We start from the raw sequence: 20537 nt of genomic DNA on the forward strand, positions 1-20537 counted from the left end.
GCCGGTCGCGGGTCCCCGGACACCGGACACCGGTCGCCGGTCCCCGGACACCGGTCGCCGGTCGCCGGTCGCCGGTCAGTCGGACCCCCCTCTCCCGGCACGGCGGCTCCAGGCGTAGCATGTGAACGAAACTGTTTCGTTCACGGAACGGACCTCGCATGGAGAAGACAGGCATGGTCTCCGTACTCGTCGTCAACGACCAATCCCTCCAGCGCCTCGCCCTGGGTATGCTCCTCGCCGCCGAGCCGGGCCTGACGGTCGTCGGGGAGGCGGCGGACGGGGACGAGGCGATCCGTGCGAGCGCCGCGCTCCGCCCCGACGTCGTCCTGATGGACAGCCTGCCGTCCCGGGCGGACGCCATCGACACCATCCGGCACATCACCCGCCCCGCCGCCCGGACCGGCACCGCCGGGCTCACCGACGAGGCCGCCGCCGCCCGGGTCCTGGTGCTGACCGCGGCCGAGCGGGAGGCGGACGCCTGGGCGGCCCTGCGGGCGGGCGCCGGCGGCTTCCTGCTCAACGACGCCGACCCGGCCGAACTGACCGCGGCCATCCGGGTGGTGGCGGCCGGCGACGCCGTCATCACGCCCGGCCTGACCCGTGCCCTCATCGACGCCGTCCGCCAGCAGCACACCGTCCGTCCCCTCCCCCGCGCCTCGGGGCTCGGCGCCCTCACCGGGCGCGAGCGCGACGTCCTGATCGCCGTGGCCGCCGGGTGGACCAACGCCGAGATCGCACAGTGGCTGTCCATCGCCCCGACCACCGTGAAGACCCACGTCAGCAACGTCCTCGCGAAGATCGGCGCCCGCGCCCGGGTACAGGCCGTGACCTTCGCCTACGAGTCGGGCCTGATCCGTCCGGCGGCCTGAGGCGCGGCGGGCGGCGGGCCCGTACGCACACGGCCACCCGGCACACGCGGCGACGGCACATGCGGGATGCCCCCGGCCGTAGTCGCGAAGTGGCTGGGACCTGTGCCACAACGGGTCGCGGTCCGCCGTCGGGCCGCCGGGAAACACCCACGTCAGGCGCCTCCCATGCGCATGGTTCATGGATCACCTCCGTTCCAGGCATTGGACGCATGTGTGTCCGGCGGCCGAGGCTTGCGGGCGTCACGGGTTCCGGAAGCGACTCGGAGCGGCTCGGAGCGACTCGGAGCGACTCGGAGCGTTCCCGACGCGATCCTGGAAGCGATACGGAAACGGCAAGGAGCCGATCATGACCACCCAGTGGAACGCCGGCGAAGGGCGCATCGAGACCACCGACCGCGGCCGTGCCGTGCTCTCCCAGCCCCGCCTCAACCGCGGCACCGCCTTCACCCCGGACGAGCGGCGGATGCTGGGCCTGGTGGGCCTGGTGCCGCCGGCGGTGCTGACCCTGGAGCAGCAGGCCGAACGGGCGTACCGGCAGTACGCGGCGCAGCCGACCGATCTGGCCAAGAACGTCAACCTCACCGCGCTGCACGACCGCAACCAGGTGCTCTTCTACCGCCTGCTCTGCGACCACCTCGACGAGATGCTGCCCATCGTCTACACCCCGACCGTGGGCAAGGCGATCCAGCGCTACAGCAACGAGTACCGGCGGCCGGCCGGGGTGTACCTGTCGGTGCACGCCCCGGAGGAGATCGAGGGCGCGCTGACGGCCGCCGGCCTGGGCCCGGACGACGTCGACCTGATCGTCGCCACGGACGGCGAGGCGATCCTCGGCATCGGCGACTGGGGGGTGGGCGGCATCGACATCTCGGTGGGCAAGCTCGCCGTCTACACGGCCGCCGCCGGCATCGACCCCAACCGCACCCTGGCCGTGATGCTGGACGTCGGCACCAACCGCCAGGAACTCCTCGACAACCCGCTCTACCTCGGCAACCGGCACCCGCGCGTGGACCGGGAGACGTACGACGCCTTCATCGACGCCTACGTCACCACCGCCCGCCGGCTCTTCCCGAACGCCCTGCTGCACTGGGAGGACTTCGGTCCCGCCAACGCCCGCCGCATCCTGGAGCGTTACCGCCCGACCGAGTTCACCTTCAACGACGACGTCCAGGGCACCGGTGCCGTCAACCTCGCCGCCGTGCTCTCCGGGGTGAAGGCCAGCGGGGTGCCGCTGCGCGACCACCGGGTGGTGATCTTCGGTGCGGGCACCGCCGGTATCGGCATCGCCGACCAGCTGCGGGACGCCATGGTCGCCGACGGGCTGACCGCCGAGGAGGCCACCGCCCGTATCTTCGGCGTCGACCGCCACGGCCTGCTCACCGAGGACCAGCAGGACCTGCGCGACTTCCAGGTCGGCTACGCCCGCCCGGCCGCCGAGGTCGCCGGCTGGCGACGGGACGAGCAGGTCGGCGGCATCGCGCTGGCCGAGGTCGTCGGGCAGGTCCGGCCGACGGTCCTGATCGGCACCTCCGGGCAGGGCGGCTCCTTCACCGAGGAGATCGTCCGTACGATGGCCGCCCACGCCGAGCGCCCGATCATCCTGCCCATGTCCAACCCCACGGACCTGGCCGAGGCGGTCCCCGCCGACCTGCTGGCCTGGACCGACGGCCGGGCCCTGATCGCCACCGGCAGCCCGTTCCGCCCGGTCGAGCAGGACGGGGTCCGGTACCTGATCGGGCAGGCCAACAACGCGCTGGTCTTCCCCGGCCTCGGGCTGGGCGCGATCGTCGCCCGCGCCCACCGGATCACCGACGGCATGCTGGTCGCCGCCGCGCACGCGGTCGCCGGGCAGACCGACACCGACGGCCCCGGCGCGCCGATCCTGCCCCTCACCGACCAGCTGCGCGAGACCTCGGTGGCGGTCGCCGTGGCGGTGGCCCGCGCCGCGGCGACCGACGGGGTGGCCGGCACCGCCGTCGACGACTCCGTCGAGAAGCGGGTCAGGGCCGCCATGTGGCAGCCGGCGTACCCGCCGGTCAAGGCCGTCTGACCGACCGGGGCCGATAACCGCCCATGCCCCCCGCGCCTCGATACGGCCCGTCCGATGCGGCCCGAGAATAGGTGCAGCCCGAGAATGGTGGCATGGATCTCCAGGTACTGCGCTCCTTCCAGGCCGTGGCCGAGGGCGTGACGGTCACCGAGGCCGCGGCCGCCGCCCACATCACCCAGCCCGCCCTCTCCCGGGCCCTGAACCGGCTGGAGCGGGAAGTCGGCGCGGAACTCCTCCAGCGGGTCGGCCGCGTTCTGCAACTCACCCCGGCCGGGCGGGTGTTCAAGGAGCACGTCGACGCCGTGCTGGACAGTTACGACCGGGGGCGGCGGGCCGTGGCCGAGGTCGTCGACCCCGACGCGGGCGTGGTCTCGCTGGCCTTCCTGCACACCCTGGGCACCTGGCTGGTGCCCAGGCTGGTCACCGGGTTCCGGCAGCGCTTCGCCGCCGTCCGGTTCGAACTGCACCAGGCGGACGAGAACGGCCTCGCCGAGCATCTCCTGGACGCCACCGCGGACCTGATCATCACCGGCAAGGACCCGGGCCACCCGCTGATCACCTGGCGCCGGCTCCTGGTCGAGCCCCTCTGGCTCGCCGTCCCGGCCCGGCACCGCCTCGCCCAGCGCCGACGGGTCCGGCTGGCCGAGGTGTCCGGTGAGCAGTTCATCGTGCTCAAGCCCGGCTACGGCCTGCGCAGTGTCACCGAGACCCTGTGCCGCCAGGCCGGGTTCAGCCCTCTCGTCGGATTCGAGGGCGAGGAGGTGGAGACCCTGCGCGGTCTGGTCGCGTCCGGTCTGGGAGTCTCCCTGATCCCCGCCGCGCCGGACGCCGCCGCGGCCCCGGAGACCAACCCCGAGCTGCCCGTCCGCTACCTCAGGCTCACCGACGTGCAGGCCGTCCGCGACATCGGCATCGCGCGCCTGGCCTCCCGCACCCTGCCCCCGGCCACCCGCCGCTTCGTCGACCACGCCCTGAGCGCCACCGCGGCCCAGGTCTGAGGCAACCTCCGGGCCGAACTCCCCGGCACGACAGGGGAACCGGGGCGCCCGGGACGGCGCCCGGCCCTCAGCCGTGTCCGGCCGGAGCGGGGCGGGTGTGCGGGACGGGGCGGGTGCGCGTGGCGGCACTCGGAACGAGGGCGGCCTCCTCGGCGGAGTAGGACGAGGCGAAGGTGAACGCGCGCGCCGACGGCCCGTTCGTCCGCAGGTCCGCCAGCCTTTCCAGGGCCTCGCCGGTGGTCGGGAGGTGGCCGGCGGGGACCCACCAGAGCACCAGATGTGCCTCGACGTGCCGCTCGAACCACGAGCGCCGCTGCCGCAGCACGTCCAGGTGCTCGCTGCGGTAGGTGAAGCCCCACAGCGCGTCCTGGGTCTCCCACACCGTCAGGTTGACGATGACGTCCTCGCCCGCCGGACGCAGGGCGGTGGCGTCGGCGGCCCCTTCCTCCACCAGCCGCCACACGAAGCCGGGCGCGTCGTCGGCGGCGGCGTTGACCGTGTCGAGCATCTCGACGAACGGTGCCATGCGCGGGTCGGAGAGGGGGAAACGGAGCGTGGCGACGTTCAGTTGGGCGAGGTGGGCGGCGTCCACGGATGCGGTCATGACCTCATACCAGCACGCCCCCTTCTTCTATGTCAATCACCATTGTTTTTAGAAGCCTCCCCGGAAGCCTCCAGCACCACACAACACTCACCCGGCCGGGCGTCCATCCGGGCCCGGACCGGGCCGTCGGCGCCGAGCAGCCCCTCCAGCAGCGCGAGGTTCATGCCGCAGACGAGCGGCGGGAAGCGTTCGGCGACGGCGTGGAAGGGGCAGTTGCGCATCCGGACGGCGCCCGCGACCGCTCCGGCGCCTTCCTCCAGACGGGGTTCGTAACCGCGGGCCGCGAGGATCTCCATGGCCTCGCCGAGGTCGCCGCAGGGCGCCGCCGAGCCGCGCAGGGCCTCCCCGCGGCGGCGCGCGGCCGCACAGAGCCCGGCGTCCAGCCCGGCCTGTTCGGCGGCTTCGGCGAGCAGTTCGGCGGCGGTGCGGTAGTCGCGGGCGGGCAGCGACACGACCCGCTCGGCCCGCGCCCGCGTGTACACCTTGGCCGGCCGGCCCGCCCCCGGCCCCGAGCGCCCGGTCAGGCGACGGCTCCCGGTGTCGAGCAGTCCGGCCTCGGCCAGCCGGTCCAGATGGTGCGCGGCGAGCGTGCGCGCCACCCCGGTCGCCTCGGCGGCCTCGTTGCGGCCGACCTCGCGGCCCTGCGCCGCCACGTACTCGTACAGTCGGCGCCGCACCGGATCCTGCAGCGCCCCGATCGCATCGATGTCGTTCACCCGGCCATTCTAGGAACAACACGGGTTGGCGATAGAAGCCCCCGGGGCGCCCGCGCCGGGAAGGGCGCCGCACGGGAAAATGATGGTCCCGTTGACGGGAAATTGATGGATTCGGGGGCTTCACCAATTCCTCCCGCGAACCTAGCGTTGCGAGCATGTGAACGGCCTGGCCGTCGGCCGTACGAGACCGATCGGCGCGTCCGCCGCCCCCACCGGAACCATCGAAAGGCCACGGCATGACCACCCCGCAGCTGAACCGGATCGCCGGCGCGCCCATCTCCTGGGGCGTGTGCGAAGTGCCCGGATGGGGCTACCAGTTGACGCCCGAGCGGGTGCTGAAGGAGATGCGCGAGGTCGGCCTGGCCGCCACCGAGTTCGGCCCCGACGGCTTCCTGCCCGCCGCCCCCGAGGCGATGGCCCGCGTCCTCGCCGACCACGACCTGCACGCCGTCGGCGGCTTCACGCCGCTGCTGCTGCACGTGCCCGGCCACGACCCGCTGCCCGAGGCGGAACAGCTCCTGGCGGGCTACGCCGCCTCGAACGCCGAGGTCCTCGTGCTGTCCGCCATCACCGGCCAGGACGGCTACGACTCCCGGCCGGAGCTCGACGCGGACGGCTGGAAGCTGCTCCTCTCCAACCTCGACCGGCTCACCGCGCTGGCCGCCGAGCGCGGGGTGCGCGCGGTCCTGCACCCGCACGTCGGCACGATGGTCGAGAACGGCGACGAGGTCCGCCGGGTCCTGGAGCACTCGTCGATCTCCCTCTGCCTGGACACCGGCCACCTGCTGATCGGCGGCACGGACCCGGCGGAGCTGACCCGGCAGGCCCCCGAGCGGATCGCCCACACCCACATGAAGGACGTGGACGCCAGCCTCGCCGCCAAGGTCCAGTCCGGCCGCCTCACCTACACCGAGGCCGTCCGCGAGGGCATGTACCGCCCGCTGGGCGCCGGAGACGTCGACGTCGAGTCGATCGTCACCCACCTCACCGCCCGCGGCTACGACGGCTGGTACGTCCTGGAACAGGACACCATCCTCACCGCGGAGCCGAAGGAGAAGGGCCCGGTCGAGGACGTCTGGGCCAGCGCCGAACACCTGCGCGCGGTACTGCGAGGCGCCGCGTAACCGAGCCCCGCAAGGCCGCAAGGCCGCAAGGCCGCAAGGCCGCAAGGCCGCAAGGCCGCAAGGCCGCAAGGCCGCAAGGCCGCAAGGCCGCAAGGCCGCAAGGCCGCAAGGCCGCAAGGAAACGGGCCGGGGCGAATCGCCCCGGCCCGTTTCCTGTGCGCTCGGCTTCCGGCCTGCCGGAACCCCCGTCCCGGGCCGAGTTCCCCGGTGTGCCCTCGGCCGGCGGCCGTACGCGTCGGTGGCCGGTCGTGCGGGCCGGTCCCGGCCGTCCGGCTGCGGCCGCGGCCGCGGTGCTCGGGGGCTCGTGGGTCGGTCGTCGTGTGCCGTGGGGCGGTCGACGGTGGTCAGTCCTGGGCGCCGACGACGTTCTGGTCCCAGTCGATGACCGAGCCGGTCACCACCCCGCTGCGGTCGGACAGCAGGAAGACGACGAAGTCGGCGATCTCGTCGACCTGGCCTAGCTTGCCCATGGGCTGGGCCGCCGCGGCCCTCTCCCGCCAGTCGTCGCCCGCGTCGTGGAAGGCGCGCTGGACGGCGTCCTCGCCCTCGGTGTCCGTCCAGCCGATGTTGAGGCCGTTGATCCGGATGCGGTCCCAGCGGTGGGCGTGGGCCGCGTTGCGGGTCAGCCCGGCGAGGCCCGCCTTGGCCGCGGAGTACGGCGCCAGGAAGGGCGGCCCGCCGTGGGCGCAGTTGGAGATGATGTTGACGATGGTGCCGGGCGCCGTACGGGCCTTCATGTCGGCCACCGCCGCCTGCATCGAGAAGAACGGTGCCCGCAGGTTGATCGCCATGTGCTGGTCGAACAGCTCGGGTGTGGTGTCGAGCAGCGAACCGCGCGACGTCAGTCCGGCCGCGTTGACCAGGCAGTCGATCCGGCCGTGCGCCTCCAGCGTGCGTACGACGGAGCCGCGCGCCTGCGCCGGGTCGGCGAGGTCCGCCCGGACGAAGCGGGCCCCGGTGTCCGCGGCGAGCTTCTCGCCCACCTCGGCCCGGCGGCCGGTGAAGTCGACGCGTGCGCCCTCCCGTACGGCCGCCCGCACGATGCCGGCGCCGACGCCCTGGCTGCCGCCGTTGACGAGGACGACCTTGTCCTCCAGGAGTCCCATGAGTGCGGTGTTCCTTTCAGCCGTGGCGGCGCTCGGCGCCGGCCCGAAGTCCCTGGCGCAGCCGCCCGGGGGTCCAGCCCTCGGTCACGGCCTGCCAGACGGTGTCCGCCTGGGAGGGCGGGGCGAGACCGTCGACCGGCGGGTCGAGGTCCAGGTCGGTGGGGAAGGGGTAGCCCTCGGCGGTGGCGGCGACCACGCGGCGCAGCCAGTCCTCCGAGACCCCGTCGGCCCTGCGGCGCAGCAGCACCGGGAAGAGGGCGTTCGCCATCGCCTCCCGGTCCACCGTCTCCATGGCCCGCCCGAAGGCGGAGGAGATCTGCAGCAGGTTGGCCATCCGGCGGATGCCGGTGGAGCGGTTGTGCCCGGCGGCGTGGAAGAGCGCCGGGTTGAAGAAGACCGCGTCGCCCTTGTCCAGGGGGAGTTGGACGTGGTGGGCGTCGAAGTACCGGGCGAACTCGGGGAGTCGCCAGGCGAGGTAGCCGGGCTCGTACTTCTGCGAGTGCGGGAGGTAGAGCGTGGGGCCGGACTCGACGGGCATGTCGCAGTGGGCGACGGCGCCCTGGAGGGTCAGTACGGGTGACAGCCGGTGCACGTGCGCCGGGTAGGCGGCGGCCCGTTCCTGGGAGAGGAAGCCGAGGTGGTAGTCGCGGTGCACGCGCTGCGCGGCTCCGCCCGGGTTGACCACGTTGACCTGTGAGGTGACCTGGTAGGCGGGGCCCAGCCAGGCCTCGGCGATCAGCGCGACCATGTCGTTGGCGTAGTAGTCGGCGAACACCTCGGGCGCCCGTACGGCCATCTTGTCCAGGGCGTTCCAGACCCGGTCGTTGGCACCCGGCCTGGCGAAGTGGTCGCCGCGGGCGGTACCGCTCGCGCGCTCCTCCTCGATCAGTGCGGTGAAGGCGTCGGTGGCCCGGTCGACCACGTCCGGGTCGGCGAACGCGCCCTTCAGGACCACGATGCCGGGTCCGTCGAGCAGCGCCCGGACCAGTTCGTCCCGCACCTCGTGACGGCCGTCGGCGGTGGCCGTGAGGGCGCGGAGCCGGTCGCTGTCGTAGAGGGGCACGTTCTGTTCGACGCGCTCCGCCGTCGGGTGGTCGGCGGCGTCCGTCTCCTGCTCGACGAGCGTGCGGAACGCGTCGAGAGCGCAGTCGGCCTCGGTGAGCCGAGTCCGCCGGGCCGTGGTCTGGGAAGGCATCCGGGTCCTTTCGCCGTGCTTGCCTTTCTGCCAGTCTTGGGACCCCGAACCCATCATTCAATCCTCAGCAGCGCATCAAAAGTCCATCACCGTTCTCCGGGATCCGCCATGCCCCACCCGTACACGATCAGGGAAATCGCCCGCCAGGCCGGGCTGAGCACGGCCACCGTCGACCGCGTCCTGCATCAGCGCGGCAATGTGCGGGAGGGCACGGTCCGCGAGGTCCACCAGGCCATCAAGGACCTGGACCGGCAGCAGGCCCAGGTCCGCATCGGCGGCCGCACGTTCATGATCGACATCGTGATGCAGGCGCCGGAGCGGTTCTCCACCGCCGTACGCGAGGCGCTGGAGGCCGAACTGCCCTCCCTGCACCCGGCCGTCGTGCGCTCCCGCTTCCACTTCCGTGAGACCTGCCCGCCGGAGGATCTGGTCTCGGCCCTGGAGAAGATCGCCAGGCGCGGTACCCAGGGCGTGATCCTCAAGGCCCCGGACATACCGGAGGTCGCGGCCGCCGTCGGGCGACTGGTCGCGGCCGGCGTCCCCGTCGTCACCCTGGTGACCGACCTGCCGCACAGCGCCCGTCTCGCCTACGTCGGCATCGACAACCGGGCCGCCGGTGCCACCGCCGCCTATCTGCTCGAACAGTGGCTCGGCGAGCGGCCCGGCAATGTGCTCACCACCGTCAGCCGGGGCTCGTTCCGCGGTGAGGAGGAGCGCGAGATGGGCTTCCGCGGCGCGCTGCGTCTCGCCGCCCCCCGGCGCTCCCTGGTGGAGGTCACGGACAGCGACGGCCTGGACGCCACCCAGCGCGACCTGGTGCTGGCGGCCCTCGACCGCGACAAGGACATCGTGGCCGTCTACTCCATGGGCGGCGGCAACCTCGCCACGCTGGACGCCTTCGACACCCTGGGCCGGCGGTGCGCGGTCTTCGTCGCCCACGACCTCGACCACGACAACACCCGCCTGCTGCGCGAGCGCCGCCTGTCCGCGGTCCTCCACCACGACCTGCGCCAGGACGTACGACGCGCCTGCCAGACCGTCATGCGCGCGCACGGCGCCCTGCCGGACGACGGCCCGACGCTCCCCTCGGCGATCCAGGTGGTCACCCCCTTCAACCTGCCCCCCGACGTGCCGACCGCACCGGTGACCGGCTGAGGCACCCGCCGGGATCCGTCGCCGCCGGGATCCCTCGCCGCCGTCCGCCCACCCGTCGGTCACCCACCCGCCGACCACCCGCCCGCCGGCCACCCACCTGTCGGCGACCCGCTCGTCGGCCTGGGCGACGGCTCACGACAGGACGCGAGCCGCCGGAGACGGCACCGCGCCGACCCGCGTCGACCCGCGCCCCTCCGCGTCCCGCTCACCCACGTCCACCGCACCGACGCCCTTGGGCCCCACCACGCCCCACCGCACCCTCCGGTGACCTCCGGACCGCCGCCGCGTCCCCGATCCGCATGTAGCGAATGCCATCACGACATCCTATTGACATGACATTTAACCTGGCTGCATCGTACTGTCCCAGCGGACGCTGCTAAAGCGCTCGAAAACCGTCGCGGTCCCGTACCGCGCCGCCAGGCCGGGGTCTCCGGAGCGAAGGGAACCAGCGTGAAGCCGTACGAAGTGCTGACCATGGGCCGGGTCGGAGTGGACGTGTATCCGCTCCAGACGGGCGTGGGGCTGGCGGAGGTCACCTCGTTCGGCAAGTACCTGGGCGGCAGCCCCACCAACGTCGCGGTGGCCGCCGCCCGCTACGGCCGTACCGCCGCGGTGATCACCAAGACCGGCCGGGACCCCTTCGGCGACTTCGTCCGCACGGCCCTCGACGGCTACGGCGTGGACCCCCGCTTCGTCGGTACGTCGGACATCGCGCCGACCCCGGTGACGTTCTGCGAGATCTTCCCGCCGGACGACTTCCCGCTGTACTTCTACCGCCTTCCCAAGGCCCCCGACCTGGACATCCGGCCCGAGGAGCTGGACCTGGACGCGGTGCGCGAGGCGGCCGTGTTCTGGATCACCGGGACCGGGCTGAGCGAGGAGCCGAGCCGCTCGGCGACCCTGGCCGCCCTGCGGCACCGGGCCAAGGCCGGGACGACCGTCTTCGACCTGGACTGGCGGCCGATGTTCTGGACCGACCCGGCCACGGCCCGGTCGTACTACACGGAGGCCCTGCGGCACACCACGGTCGCGGTCGGCAACCTCGACGAGTGCGAGGTCGCCACCGGTGAACGCGACCCGCACGCCGCGGCCAAGGCGCTGCTGGCGGCCGGGGTGGAGCTGGCCGTGGTCAAACAGGGCCCCAAGGGCGTCCTGGCCATGGACCGGGACGGCTCGGTCACCGAGGTCCCGCCGGTGCCCGTGGACGTGGTCAACGGGCTCGGTGCCGGTGACGCCTTCGGCGGCGCCCTCTGCCACGGCCTGCTGTCCGGCTGGGACACCGGGCGCACCGTCGCCTTCGCCAACGCGGCCGGCGCCCTGGTGGCGGGCCGCCTGTCCTGCTCCGACGCCATGCCGACCCAGGCCGAGGTCGAGGCGAAGCTGCGCGGGACGACCGACAACTCCGAGCGAGAGGTGTGACGACGTGCTGTCCGACAACGTGAGCCGGATCGTGGCCGCCCGGGTGCACGACCCCGGCGCCGTCGCGGCGGCGGCCGCCCGCCGGGTGAAGGCGACCTCGCTGCTGGGCGAGCACGGCAAGGCGATGATCATCGCCGCCGACCACCCCGCCCGCGGCGCCAACGGCGTCGGCGCGGACCCGCATGCCATGGCGGACCGCTTCGAACTCCTCGACCGTCTCTGCACCGCCCTGGAACGCCCCGGGGTGACCGGGGTCCTCGGCACCGCGGACATCCTCGAAGACCTCCTGCTGCTCGGCGTCCTCGACGGCAAGAGCGTCTTCGGTTCCATGAACCGTGCCGGACTCGCCGGATCGGTCTTCGAGATCGACGACCGCTTCACCGGGTACGACGCCGAGACCATCGCCGACATGGGCTTCGACGGCGGCAAGATGCTCACCCGCATCGCCCTCACCGACCCCGCCACCCCGTCGGTCCTCCAGGACACCGCCCGCGCGGTCAACGAACTCAACGACCGGCGGCTCATCGCCATGGTCGAGCCGTTCCTCTCCGAGTGGCAGGACGGCCGGATCCGCAACGACCTCTCCACCGACGCCGTGATCAAGTCGGTCAGCATCGCGTCGGGGCTGGGCCGCCGCACCGCCTACACCTGGCTGAAGCTTCCGGTGGTCCAGGACATGGAGCGGGTGCTCGCCGCCTCCACCCTGCCCGCGCTGTTGCTGGGCGGTGAAGTGCGGGACGCGGAGGCGGCGTTCGTCTCGTGGGGCAAGGCCCTCAGGCAGCCGACCGCACAGGGTCTGGTCGTCGGCCGGTCGCTGCTCTACCCGGCGGGCGGCGACGTCGCCGGCGCCGTCGACAAGGCGGTGAGCCTGCTGTGAGCGGCACGTACCATCTCCCGGCCGGCACTTCGGCCGACGGACCCTATGACCTCCTGGTCACGCCCGAGTCGGCGGGCTGGGGATACTCCGGCCTCAGGATCCTGACCCTGCGGCCGGGCCAGACGCACGCCCTGTCCACCGGTGACTCCGAGTTCCTGGTACTGCCGCTGACGGGCTCGTGCACCGTCACCACGGACGGCAGCACCTTCGAACTCGCCGGCCGGACGGGCGTGTTCGCTTCGGCCACCGACTTCGCCTACCTCCCCCGCGAGTCGACGGCCGAGATCCGCAGCGCGACGGGAGGCCGGTTCGCACTGCCCTCCGCCCGTACCGAGCGCGGTTCGCTGCCCGCCCGGTACGGGCGCAAGGAGGACGTCCCCGTCGAGCTGCGCGGTGCCGGCGCCTGCTCCCGCCAGGTCAACAACTACTGCCTGCCCGGCACCTTCGACGCCGAACAGCTCCTGGTCTGCGAGGTCCTCACCCCGGGCGGCAACTGGTCCTCCTACCCGCCGCACAAGCACGACGAGGCCCGCACCGGCCCGGACGGCGGCCCGGTCGAGTCGGAGCTGGAGGAGATCTACTACTTCGAGGTCTCCGGCGGCGAGCAGGCCTTCGGCTACCAGCGGGTCTACGGCACCCCGGACCGCCCGATCGACGTGCTCGCCGAGGTCCGCTCCGGCGACACCGTGCTGATCCCGCACGGCTGGCACGGCCCCTCGATCGCCGCGCCCGGCTACGACCTCTACTACCTCAACGTCATGGCCGGTCCCGGCCAGGACCGCGCCTGGCTGATCTGCGACGACCCCGCCCACGGCTGGGTCCGGGCCACCTGGGACACCCAGGACGTGGACGACCGGCTGCCCTTCGGAGAGAACCGATGAAGACCGTACGACTGACCACCGCGCAGGCCCTGGTCCGTTTCCTCGCCCACCAGTACAGCGAGCGCGACGGCCAGGAACAGCGTCTGATCCCCGGCGTGTGGGGCATCTTCGGCCACGGCAACGTGGCCGGCATCGGACAGGCCCTTCTCCAGGCCGCCACCACGGGCGAGGCGGACCTGCCCTACTACCTGGCCCGCAACGAACAGGGCATGGTCCACGCCTCGGTCGCCTACGCGAAGATGCGCGACCGGCTGGCCGCCTTCGCCTGCACCGCCTCCACCGGCCCCGGCTCCACGAACATGATCACGGGTGCGGCCCTGGCCACCACCAACCGGCTGCCCGTGCTCCTGCTGCCCTCCGACATGTTCGCCACCCGGGCCGCCGACCCGGTCCTGCAGCAGCTGGAGGACACCCGCGGCGGTGACGTCACCGTCAACGACGCCTTCCGCGCCGTCTCCAAGTACTTCGACCGCGTCTCCCGCCCCGAGCAGCTGATCCCGGCCGCCCTCGCGGCGATGCGGGTGCTGACCGACCCGGTCGAGACCGGCGCCGTCACCCTCGCCCTGCCGCAGGACGTGCAGGCCGAGGCGTACGACTGGCCCGTCGAGTTCTTCCGCCGCCGGGTGTGGCACGTGGGCCGCCCGGTGCCGGAACCCGCCGCCGTGGAGCGGGCCGCGCGCCTGCTGAGGAACGCGAAGAGGCCGCTGATCGTCGCCGGCGGCGGTGCCGTCTACTCCGGCGCCGAGACCGCCCTGCGGGCCTTCGCCGAGGCCACCGGCATCCCCGTCGCCGACACCCACGCCGGCAAGGGCGCGGTGGCCTGGGACCACCCGTACGCGGTCGGCGGCATCGGCTCCACCGGCTCCTACGCGGCCAACGAGCTCGCCAAGGACGCCGACGTGGTGCTCGGCATCGGCACCCGGTACTCCGACTTCACCACCGCCAGCCACACCGTCTTCGGCAACCCGGACGTCGCCTTCGTCAACCTCAACGTGGCCCGCCTGGACGCCGTCAAGCACTCGGCGCAGCCCCTGGTGGCCGACGCCCGCCTGGGCATCCAGGCCCTCGCCGGGGCCCTGGACGGCTGGGAGGTCGCCGAGTCCTACCGCCGCCGTACCCGTGAACTCATCGCCCGCACCCGGGAGATCGAGGACGCGTGCTTCCGCGTCGGCAACAGCCCGCTCCCGGCGCAGACCGAGATCCTCGGCGCCCTCAACGAGGTGCTGGACGACCGCGCCGTGGTCATCAACGCGGCCGGCTCCATGCCGGGCGACCTCCAGCAGCTGTGGCGGGCCCGCGACCCGAAGGCCTACCACGTCGAGTACGCCTACTCCTGCATGGGCTACGAGGTGGCGGCGGGCGTCGGCGCGAAGATGGCCGACCCGTCCCGTGAGGTGGTCGTCCTCGTCGGCGACGGCTCGTACCTGATGATGGCCCAGGAGATCGTCACCATGGTCTCCGAAGGCCTGAAGGTCATCATCGTCCTCGTCCAGAACCACGGCTTCGCCTCGATCGGTTCGCTGTCGGAGTCGCTCGGTTCGCAGCGCTTCGGCACCAAGTACCGCTACCGCAACGGCGATTCGGGTCAGCTCGACGGCGATGTGCTGCCGGTCGACCTCGCCGCCAACGCCGCCTCGCTGGGCGCGGACGTCCTGCACGCCGCCTCCGTCGAGGAGTTCCGCTCCGCGATGGAGAAGGCGAAAGCCGCCACCCGCACCACCGTCGTGCACGTCGAGACCGACCTGCACGGCCCCAATCCGCCCGGCCACGCCTGGTGGGACGTCCCCGTCAGCGAGACCTCCGCCCTCGACACCACCCGCACGGCGTACGAGACCTACGCCGCCCACAAGCAGACCCAGCGCCACTACCTGTAAGGAAACCCCGCTGTGAACACCATCCCGCACTGGATCGACGGCGCCGAGGTCACCTCCGAGACCACCGCCCCCGTCTTCAACCCCGCCACCGGCGCCGAGCAGGCCCAGGTCGTCCTCGGCGGCAGCGCCGAGATCGACGCCGCCGTCCGGGCCGCGAGCGCCGCGTTCGAGACCTGGCAGGACTCCTCCCTCTCGCAGCGCGTCCAGGTCATGTTCAACTTCCGCCAGCTCCTCGTCGAGCACGAGGAGGAGCTCGGCCGGATCATCTCCGCCGAGCACGGCAAGACCGTCGACGACGCCCGCGGCGAGATAACCCGCGGCCGGGAGGTCGTCGAGTACGTCTGCGGCCTCGGCGACGTCCTCAAGGGCTCCTTCTCCGACCAGGTCTCCCGCGGCATCGACGTCCACAACTTCCGCCAGCCCCTCGGTGTCGTGGCCGGCATCACGCCGTTCAACTTCCCGGCGATGGTGCCCCTGTGGATGCACCCGGTCGCGATCGCCACCGGCAACACCTTCATCCTCAAGCCCAGCGAGCGCGACCCCTCCGCCGCGAACTTCGTCGCCGAGCTGTACCGGAAGGCCGGCCTGCCCGACGGCGTCTTCAACGTCGTGCACGGCGGCAAGGACGCCGTCGACGCGATCCTCGCCCACCCGGGCATCGAGGCCGTCTCCTTCGTCGGCTCCACCCCCATCGCCAGGTACGTCCACGAGCAGGCCACCGCCCACGGCAAGCGGGTCCAGGCCCTCGGTGGCGCCAAGAACCACGCCGTCGTCCTGCCCGACGCCGACCTGGAGTTCGCCGCCAACCACATCACCGCCGGTGCCTACGGCTCCGCCGGCGAGCGCTGCATGGCGGTGTCGGTGGCGGTCGCCGTCGGTGAGACGGCCGACGCCCTGGTGGCGATCCTGGAGCGCAAGGCGAACGAGGTGAAGGTCGGCCCCGGCGACCAGCCGGACGTGGAAATGGGCCCGCTGGTCACCAAGGCCGCCCAGGAGCGGGTGGAGAACGCGGTCGGCACCGCGGCCGCGCAGGGCGCCACCGTCGTCGTGGACGGCCGCGGCCTGAAGATCGACGACCCCGCGTACGCCGACGGCTTCTTCACCGGCCCCTCCCTCCTCGACCACGTCACCACCGACATGGACGCCTACCAGGAGGAGCTGTTCGGACCGGTCCTCGCGGTCGTCCGCGCTGACAGCCTCGACCAGGCCATCGAGCTGATCAACGCGAACCCCTACGGCAACGGCACCGCCCTGTTCACCGCCTCCGGCGAGGCCGCCCGCCGCTTCCAGCGCCGGATCAAGGTCGGCATGATCGGCATCAACGTGCCCGTCCCGGTCCCGATGTCGTACTACTCCTTCGGCGGCTGGAAGGACTCGCTCATCGGCGACTCCCCCATCCACGGCCCCGAGGGCGTCCGCTTCTACACCCGCCCCAAGGTCGTCACCACCCGCTGGCCCCAGCCCGCCCAGCAGGTCACCGCCGGCTTCAACTTCCCCACCTCCAGCTGACCCGCGGCCGGCTATGCCCGACGCCCCCACCGCACTCCGCTGATCTGCGCGGCGGGGGGCGTCGGGCATAGCCTGAAGGTGAGCGGCACCGGGACGGAACGGAGCCTCCCGATGCACTCCCTTCACCGAGGGGGACGCGGAAGCGGGAGGCGACGCGCCATGCCCTGGAGTCTGAGCGGCACGTATCTGGAGAGCTGCAACTGCGACGTGGTGTGCCCCTGCACCACCTCGGGCCTCACCGAACCGGCCGACCACGAGCGCTGCCAGGTGACGTTCGCGTTCCATGTGGACAGCGGGAACGTGGACGGCGTGGACGTCTCCGGCCGCAGCGTCGCCGTCTTCGTCGACGCGCCCCGGGTGATGGCCGAAGGCGGCTGGCAGGTGGCGCTGTACCTGGACGCCTCGGCCGACGACGGCCAGGCGGAGGCGCTGGGCAGGGTCTTCTCCGGTCAGGCCGGCGGGCCGATGGCGGCACTCACTCCGCTCATCGGCGAGGTCCTGGGCGTGGAGCGCGTTCCCATCGACTACCGCGACGACGGCCGCCGCCACGCCGCGCGGGTGGGCGACGCCATCGACGTCGAGATCCAGGACCAGGTCGCCCCGCAGTTCGGCGAGGACGGTCCGGTCATGACGCTGACCGGCATCTTCCACCCGGCGAACAGCACACTGACCGTCGCCCGGTCCACCCGGGCGACGGGCGCCGGCGTGTACGGCCGGTCCTGGGACTTCGCCGGCGGCAACGCACACTCGGCGCCCTTCACGTGGTCGGCGTGAGCGGTCGTCCGGTCACCGTCCGCCGCGGGACGAGTCCCGCCGCGCTGCTGCTGGTCGCGGCGGCGGCCGCCTGGGTCTGGCTGGTGACACGCTCGGACGGCATGCCTGCGATGCCGGGCACCATGGGCGTGGGCCTGCCCGCCTTCATCGCCGTCTGGACGCTGATGACGGCCGCGATGATGCTGCCCGCCACGGCGCCGGTCGCCGCGCTGTACGCACGTACCATCACCGTGCACCGGACACCGCGCATGGTCGTCTTCACGGTCGCCTACCTGCTCGTCTGGGCCGCGGCCGGACTGCCCGGGTACGCGCTGGCCGCGGGCCTGGGCCGGGCGGCGGGCCTCCCGGCCATGGCGGGGACCGTGGTGGCCTCGGCCGTGTTCGCGGTCAACGGCGTCTACCAGCTCACGCCCCTCAAGGACCGCTGCCTGGCGAAGTGCCGCTCACCGGTCGGCCACCTGCTGCGCTACGCCTCCTACCCGGGGCCCTCGCGCGATCTGCGCGCCGGGGCCCACCACGGGGCCTTCTGCCTGGGCTGCTGCTGGTCGCTGATGGTGCTGCTGGCGGCGTTCGGGGTGATGAACCTCTGGGCCATGGTCGTCCTGACCGCGGTGATCTCCGCCGAGAAGCTGGCTCCGGCCGGCCGCCTGGTGGCCCGCGCCGTCGGAGCCGCCTCGATCGCCCTGGCCGGCGCCGTCTTCTGGCTCCCGGCCCTGGCCCCGGGCCTCACCGGCGGCGGCATGCCGGGCTGACCGGCCGACGACGGCGAACGTGTCCAGCGCAGCCTCCGGGACACGCTTGCATGCGCCGGGCGTACGTCTACGTGTTGCGGGTGCGAGGCGGGGCGCGACATCGCCGGCCTGGAGATGATCGGCGGCACCCAGGCGGTCTTCCCCGACGACAGCTCGCCGGCCGATCTCGGGGCGGCCCTCGCCACCGTCCCCCGAGCAGGTGGAGAGCGGATTCACGACCTTCTGCGTCAAGCCGAACCAGTTCATCGACGACCCGGACGGCGTCGGGGCGTTCTGCCGCGAGGTGATGCGACGGGTGGAGGCACTGACCTCCTGACGGCGCAGGCGCTGCCGGACCGCGGACGCCTCAGCGTTCCACGAAGCGGACCACCTGGTCCGCGGCCGGGCGCAGCAGGCCGTCGCGGACCGCCAGCGCCGTCGCCTCCGCCCGGGAGGCGGCACCGGTCTTGCGCAGCAGGTGCTCCACGTGGGTGTGCACGGTCCGCGGCGACAGGTACAGCGCCTGCGCGATGGCCTGGTTGGTCTGTCCGGTGGCCGCCCTCGTGAGCACCTCGATCTCCCGCGGGCTCAGCCCGTACGGCAGCTCGACGGGCGTCTCCATCACCAGCACGGCGTCCGTGACCGGCCCCGGTCCCGGCCGGCGCCGGCACAGTACGACCCGATGCCAGGCCCCGTCCGCCGGCCACAGCAGGCGCAGCCGCCGCCCGCCGGTGTCGGTGAAGGCACGCAGCAGCTCCTGGAACGCCTCGTTGCGCAGGGCCCGTACGCGCTCCCGGCCCGGTACGTCGATCACGCCGCCGTCCGCCACCAGGCTCGCCGCGCTCTCCTCCGCGAGGCCCTCCAGGTCGTCGGCGCGGGGCAGCGGATCGGCCAGGGCCGCCAGGGCCGGTATGACGGAGGCGAGCAGGTGTCGCGCGTCCGTGTCGTACGTGTTCGCGCCCGAGGTGGACAAGTGCACCAGGCCCACGAGCCGGCCGTGCCGGCGCAGCGCACCGGTCACCCCGTCGCGGAAGCCGGAGGGGCGGACCCGCTCGGCGTAGAACCAGCCGTCCCGGAAGCGGGTGCCGTCGTCCTCGGAGATCGACGGCGGCAACTCCTGCCGTACGACGTTCTCGTACCACGGGGTGTCGACGAACTCGGCGGCCAGGGCCTCGGAGTTCTCGGCAGTGTAGCCGATGCCCGCCACCTGGACATGGGCGCCGCCGAGCGGGGCGATGGCGAGCAGGGTCGCCGCGTCGAGGGGGAGGGCATGCGCGAGTTCCCGCAGCGCTTCGGCCCGTGCTGACGCACTGTCCCGTTCACGGGTGAGCATGCCGATGCGCGTGGCCGCCGCGATCTGGTGGTGGTTGAGCATGCGAGCCTCCGGGGCCCGGGACCTCGACAGGTCGTTTGGGGCCTAACGGTAGGGCGGGGGGCCTCTCGGGGCAAGGCGTTCACGGGCCTGTGACCGAATCGACCCCGCGCGGTGAGGCGACCGTACCCGGTCGGTATTTCTACGGATGGCGGCGCGACGGCGGTGGGCCTTTCCTGTTCGGCACACCACTTGGTTCACCGGACGCCCGCCGCTCGCGGGCCCGCCCCTCGGAGATCCCGCCATGATCACTCCTGCGTCCAGCAGCCGGCCGACGGCCTCCCGCAGACGGTTCCTGACCCTGACCGCCGGCGCCCTCGCCACCACGGCGCTGACCGCCACCGCCTGTTCGGCGCCCGCGAAGGCGACCGCCTCGGCCAAGCCGTCCGCCTCGGGCGGCAAGGACCTCACGAAGATCGGGCTGGACTATCCCTTCACCCAGCTCCCGCTGTACTCCACGCTCGTCAGGCTCTCGACGGCCGCGGCCAAGAAGCACGGCATCTCCCTGATCACGACCAGCGACAACGCCGGCGCCGACACCCAGGCCACCAACCTCAGGACCTGGGTCACCCAGAAGGTCCCGGCGATCGTGTCCTTCCCGATGGTCTTCGAGGCCGCCGAACCGATCGCCCGACAGGCCCTGGACGCGGGCCTGATCTGGGTGACCTACGGCGGCTCCCTGGACCACCAGAGCGCCGACATCAAGTTCAGCTTCAGCAAGGGCGGAACCCTGCTCGGCGAGGCGGCGGCGAAGTGGGCCCAGCAGAAACTGGGTGGCAAGGGCAAGATCGCCTTCCTCACCGACAGCACCATCGAGCTGGGCCGGGAGCGCACCAAGGGCATGATCGACGCGTTCACCAAAGCCGCTCCCGGCGTCGACGTCGTGGCGCAGGAGCAGGCCATCGACCCCGACACCGGCCTGTCGAAGACCAAGGCCATCCTCGCCAGGCATCCCGACCTCAACCTCGTCCTCGGCGTCACCGACGCCGCCGCGTACGGCGCGTTCAAGGCCCTCCAGCAGGCCGGCCGGTCCACGGACGACGCGAAGACCTTCGTCGGCGGACAGGACGGCGCCGCCCCCTCCCTGCTCGCCATCAGGCAGGGCACCTTCTACCGGGCCTCGGCCGCCCTCGCACCGGACGACATCGCGGCCGCCATCGTCGACGTCCCGCGGGCGGTCGCCGCGGGCAAGTCCCACCCCAGCGTCGAGGTGCCCATCGCCCTGGTCGGCCCCGGCGACACGGCCAGGATCAACCAGCTGCTCGCGCAGAACGCCTAGGGCC

At 72.7% G+C, this 20537-nt stretch carries 18 protein-coding genes and 1 pseudogene; 14 read left to right on the forward strand and 5 right to left on the reverse strand.

All coding sequences use genetic code 11. From position 1 onward, the window contains the following. Positions 1-173: 173 nt before the first annotated feature. The 3 genes from IEZ11_RS19045 (at position 174) to IEZ11_RS19055 (ending at position 3917) form a co-directional block, all read left to right on the forward strand. Positions 174-869 (forward strand): LuxR C-terminal-related transcriptional regulator, encoded by a 696-nt coding sequence (locus tag IEZ11_RS19045; RefSeq protein WP_189264245.1) that lies wholly within the window; start codon positions 174-176, stop codon positions 867-869. Positions 870-1215: 346 nt separating this feature from the next. Further along, the gene (locus IEZ11_RS19050) at positions 1216-2919 is read left to right on the forward strand and encodes an NAD-dependent malic enzyme (RefSeq protein ID WP_189264004.1); all 1704 of its coding nucleotides are present in this window, start codon (positions 1216-1218) and stop codon (positions 2917-2919) included. 92 nt (positions 2920-3011) lie between these two features. Further along, positions 3012-3917: a LysR family transcriptional regulator gene (locus IEZ11_RS19055; RefSeq protein ID WP_189264005.1), complete on the forward strand. Its 906-nt coding sequence runs from the start codon at positions 3012-3014 to the stop codon at positions 3915-3917. 67 nt (positions 3918-3984) lie between these two features. On the opposite strand, the gene IEZ11_RS19060 is transcribed toward IEZ11_RS19055, so the two are convergent. Further along, complete coding sequence (locus IEZ11_RS19060) at positions 3985-4521, reverse strand: DUF3291 domain-containing protein (RefSeq protein WP_189264006.1); 537 nt, start codon at positions 4519-4521, stop codon at positions 3985-3987. Positions 4522-4553: 32 nt separating this feature from the next. Then, positions 4554-5237, reverse strand: a complete 684-nt coding sequence (locus IEZ11_RS19065; RefSeq protein WP_189264007.1) for a helix-turn-helix transcriptional regulator — start codon at positions 5235-5237, stop codon at positions 4554-4556. A 236-nt stretch (positions 5238-5473) separates the two neighbouring features. On the opposite strand from IEZ11_RS19065, the gene IEZ11_RS19070 reads away from it, so the two are divergent. Next, positions 5474-6361 carry a sugar phosphate isomerase/epimerase family protein gene (locus tag IEZ11_RS19070; protein WP_189264008.1) on the forward strand — a complete coding sequence of 296 codons (888 nt, stop codon included), beginning with the start codon at positions 5474-5476 and terminating at the stop codon, positions 6359-6361. A 344-nt stretch (positions 6362-6705) separates the two neighbouring features. Here IEZ11_RS19070 and IEZ11_RS19075 read toward each other — a convergent pair whose 3' ends face one another. Both IEZ11_RS19075 and IEZ11_RS19080 read right to left on the reverse strand, forming a co-directional pair. Next, complete coding sequence (locus IEZ11_RS19075; RefSeq protein WP_189264009.1) at positions 6706-7467, reverse strand: SDR family oxidoreductase; 762 nt, start codon at positions 7465-7467, stop codon at positions 6706-6708. Between the two features lie 16 nt (positions 7468-7483). Continuing rightward, positions 7484-8662 (reverse strand): phytanoyl-CoA dioxygenase family protein, encoded by a 1179-nt coding sequence (locus IEZ11_RS19080; protein WP_189264010.1) that lies wholly within the window; start codon positions 8660-8662, stop codon positions 7484-7486. A 108-nt stretch (positions 8663-8770) separates the two neighbouring features. Here IEZ11_RS19080 and IEZ11_RS19085 point away from each other — a divergent pair, with 108 nt between their 5' ends. The 9 genes and pseudogenes from IEZ11_RS19085 to IEZ11_RS19125 form a co-directional block, all read left to right on the forward strand. After that, positions 8771-9817, forward strand: a complete 1047-nt coding sequence (locus IEZ11_RS19085; RefSeq protein WP_189264011.1) for a LacI family DNA-binding transcriptional regulator — start codon at positions 8771-8773, stop codon at positions 9815-9817. Between the two features lie 474 nt (positions 9818-10291). Then, the gene (gene iolC, locus IEZ11_RS19090; protein ID WP_189264246.1) at positions 10292-11236 is read left to right on the forward strand and encodes a 5-dehydro-2-deoxygluconokinase; all 945 of its coding nucleotides are present in this window, start codon (positions 10292-10294) and stop codon (positions 11234-11236) included. Between the two features lie 4 nt (positions 11237-11240). Next, positions 11241-12113, forward strand: a complete 873-nt coding sequence (locus tag IEZ11_RS19095) for a Cgl0159 family (beta/alpha)8-fold protein (protein WP_189264012.1) — start codon at positions 11241-11243, stop codon at positions 12111-12113. Then, entirely contained in the window at positions 12110-12994 is an 885-nt protein-coding gene (gene iolB / locus IEZ11_RS19100; RefSeq protein ID WP_189264013.1) for a 5-deoxy-glucuronate isomerase, read from the forward strand. Before IEZ11_RS19095 ends, iolB begins: the two co-directional genes overlap by 4 nt. Further along, positions 12991-14868, forward strand: a complete 1878-nt coding sequence (gene iolD / locus IEZ11_RS19105) for a 3D-(3,5/4)-trihydroxycyclohexane-1,2-dione acylhydrolase (decyclizing) (RefSeq protein ID WP_189264014.1) — start codon at positions 12991-12993, stop codon at positions 14866-14868. Before iolB ends, iolD begins: the two co-directional genes overlap by 4 nt. Positions 14869-14880: 12 nt before the next feature. Next, positions 14881-16377, forward strand: coding sequence for a CoA-acylating methylmalonate-semialdehyde dehydrogenase (locus IEZ11_RS19110; RefSeq protein ID WP_189264015.1), 1497 nt, complete (start codon positions 14881-14883; stop codon positions 16375-16377). Between the two features lie 159 nt (positions 16378-16536). Further along, positions 16537-17151, forward strand: a complete 615-nt coding sequence (locus tag IEZ11_RS19115) for a DUF1326 domain-containing protein (protein WP_189264016.1) — start codon at positions 16537-16539, stop codon at positions 17149-17151. Then, entirely contained in the window at positions 17148-17903 is a 756-nt protein-coding gene (locus IEZ11_RS19120; protein WP_189264017.1) for a DUF2182 domain-containing protein, read from the forward strand. Before IEZ11_RS19115 ends, IEZ11_RS19120 begins: the two co-directional genes overlap by 4 nt. An 87-nt stretch (positions 17904-17990) precedes the next feature. Continuing rightward, positions 17991-18219: pseudogene (locus IEZ11_RS19125) on the forward strand (F420-dependent oxidoreductase); the annotation flags it as partial. 30 nt (positions 18220-18249) lie between these two features. On the opposite strand, the gene IEZ11_RS19130 reads toward IEZ11_RS19125, so the two are convergent. Then, positions 18250-19257, reverse strand: coding sequence for a helix-turn-helix transcriptional regulator (locus tag IEZ11_RS19130; protein WP_189264018.1), 1008 nt, complete (start codon positions 19255-19257; stop codon positions 18250-18252). A 241-nt stretch (positions 19258-19498) separates the two neighbouring features. Between IEZ11_RS19130 and IEZ11_RS19135 the strand changes: the two genes are divergently transcribed. Continuing rightward, positions 19499-20533, forward strand: coding sequence for a sugar ABC transporter substrate-binding protein (locus IEZ11_RS19135; protein ID WP_229713166.1), 1035 nt, complete (start codon positions 19499-19501; stop codon positions 20531-20533). Positions 20534-20537 lie beyond the last annotated feature (4 nt).

Origin of the sequence: Streptomyces fuscichromogenes (assembly GCF_014645815.1) — a bacterium.
Lineage (GTDB): Bacteria > Actinomycetota > Actinomycetes > Streptomycetales > Streptomycetaceae > Streptomyces > Streptomyces fuscichromogenes.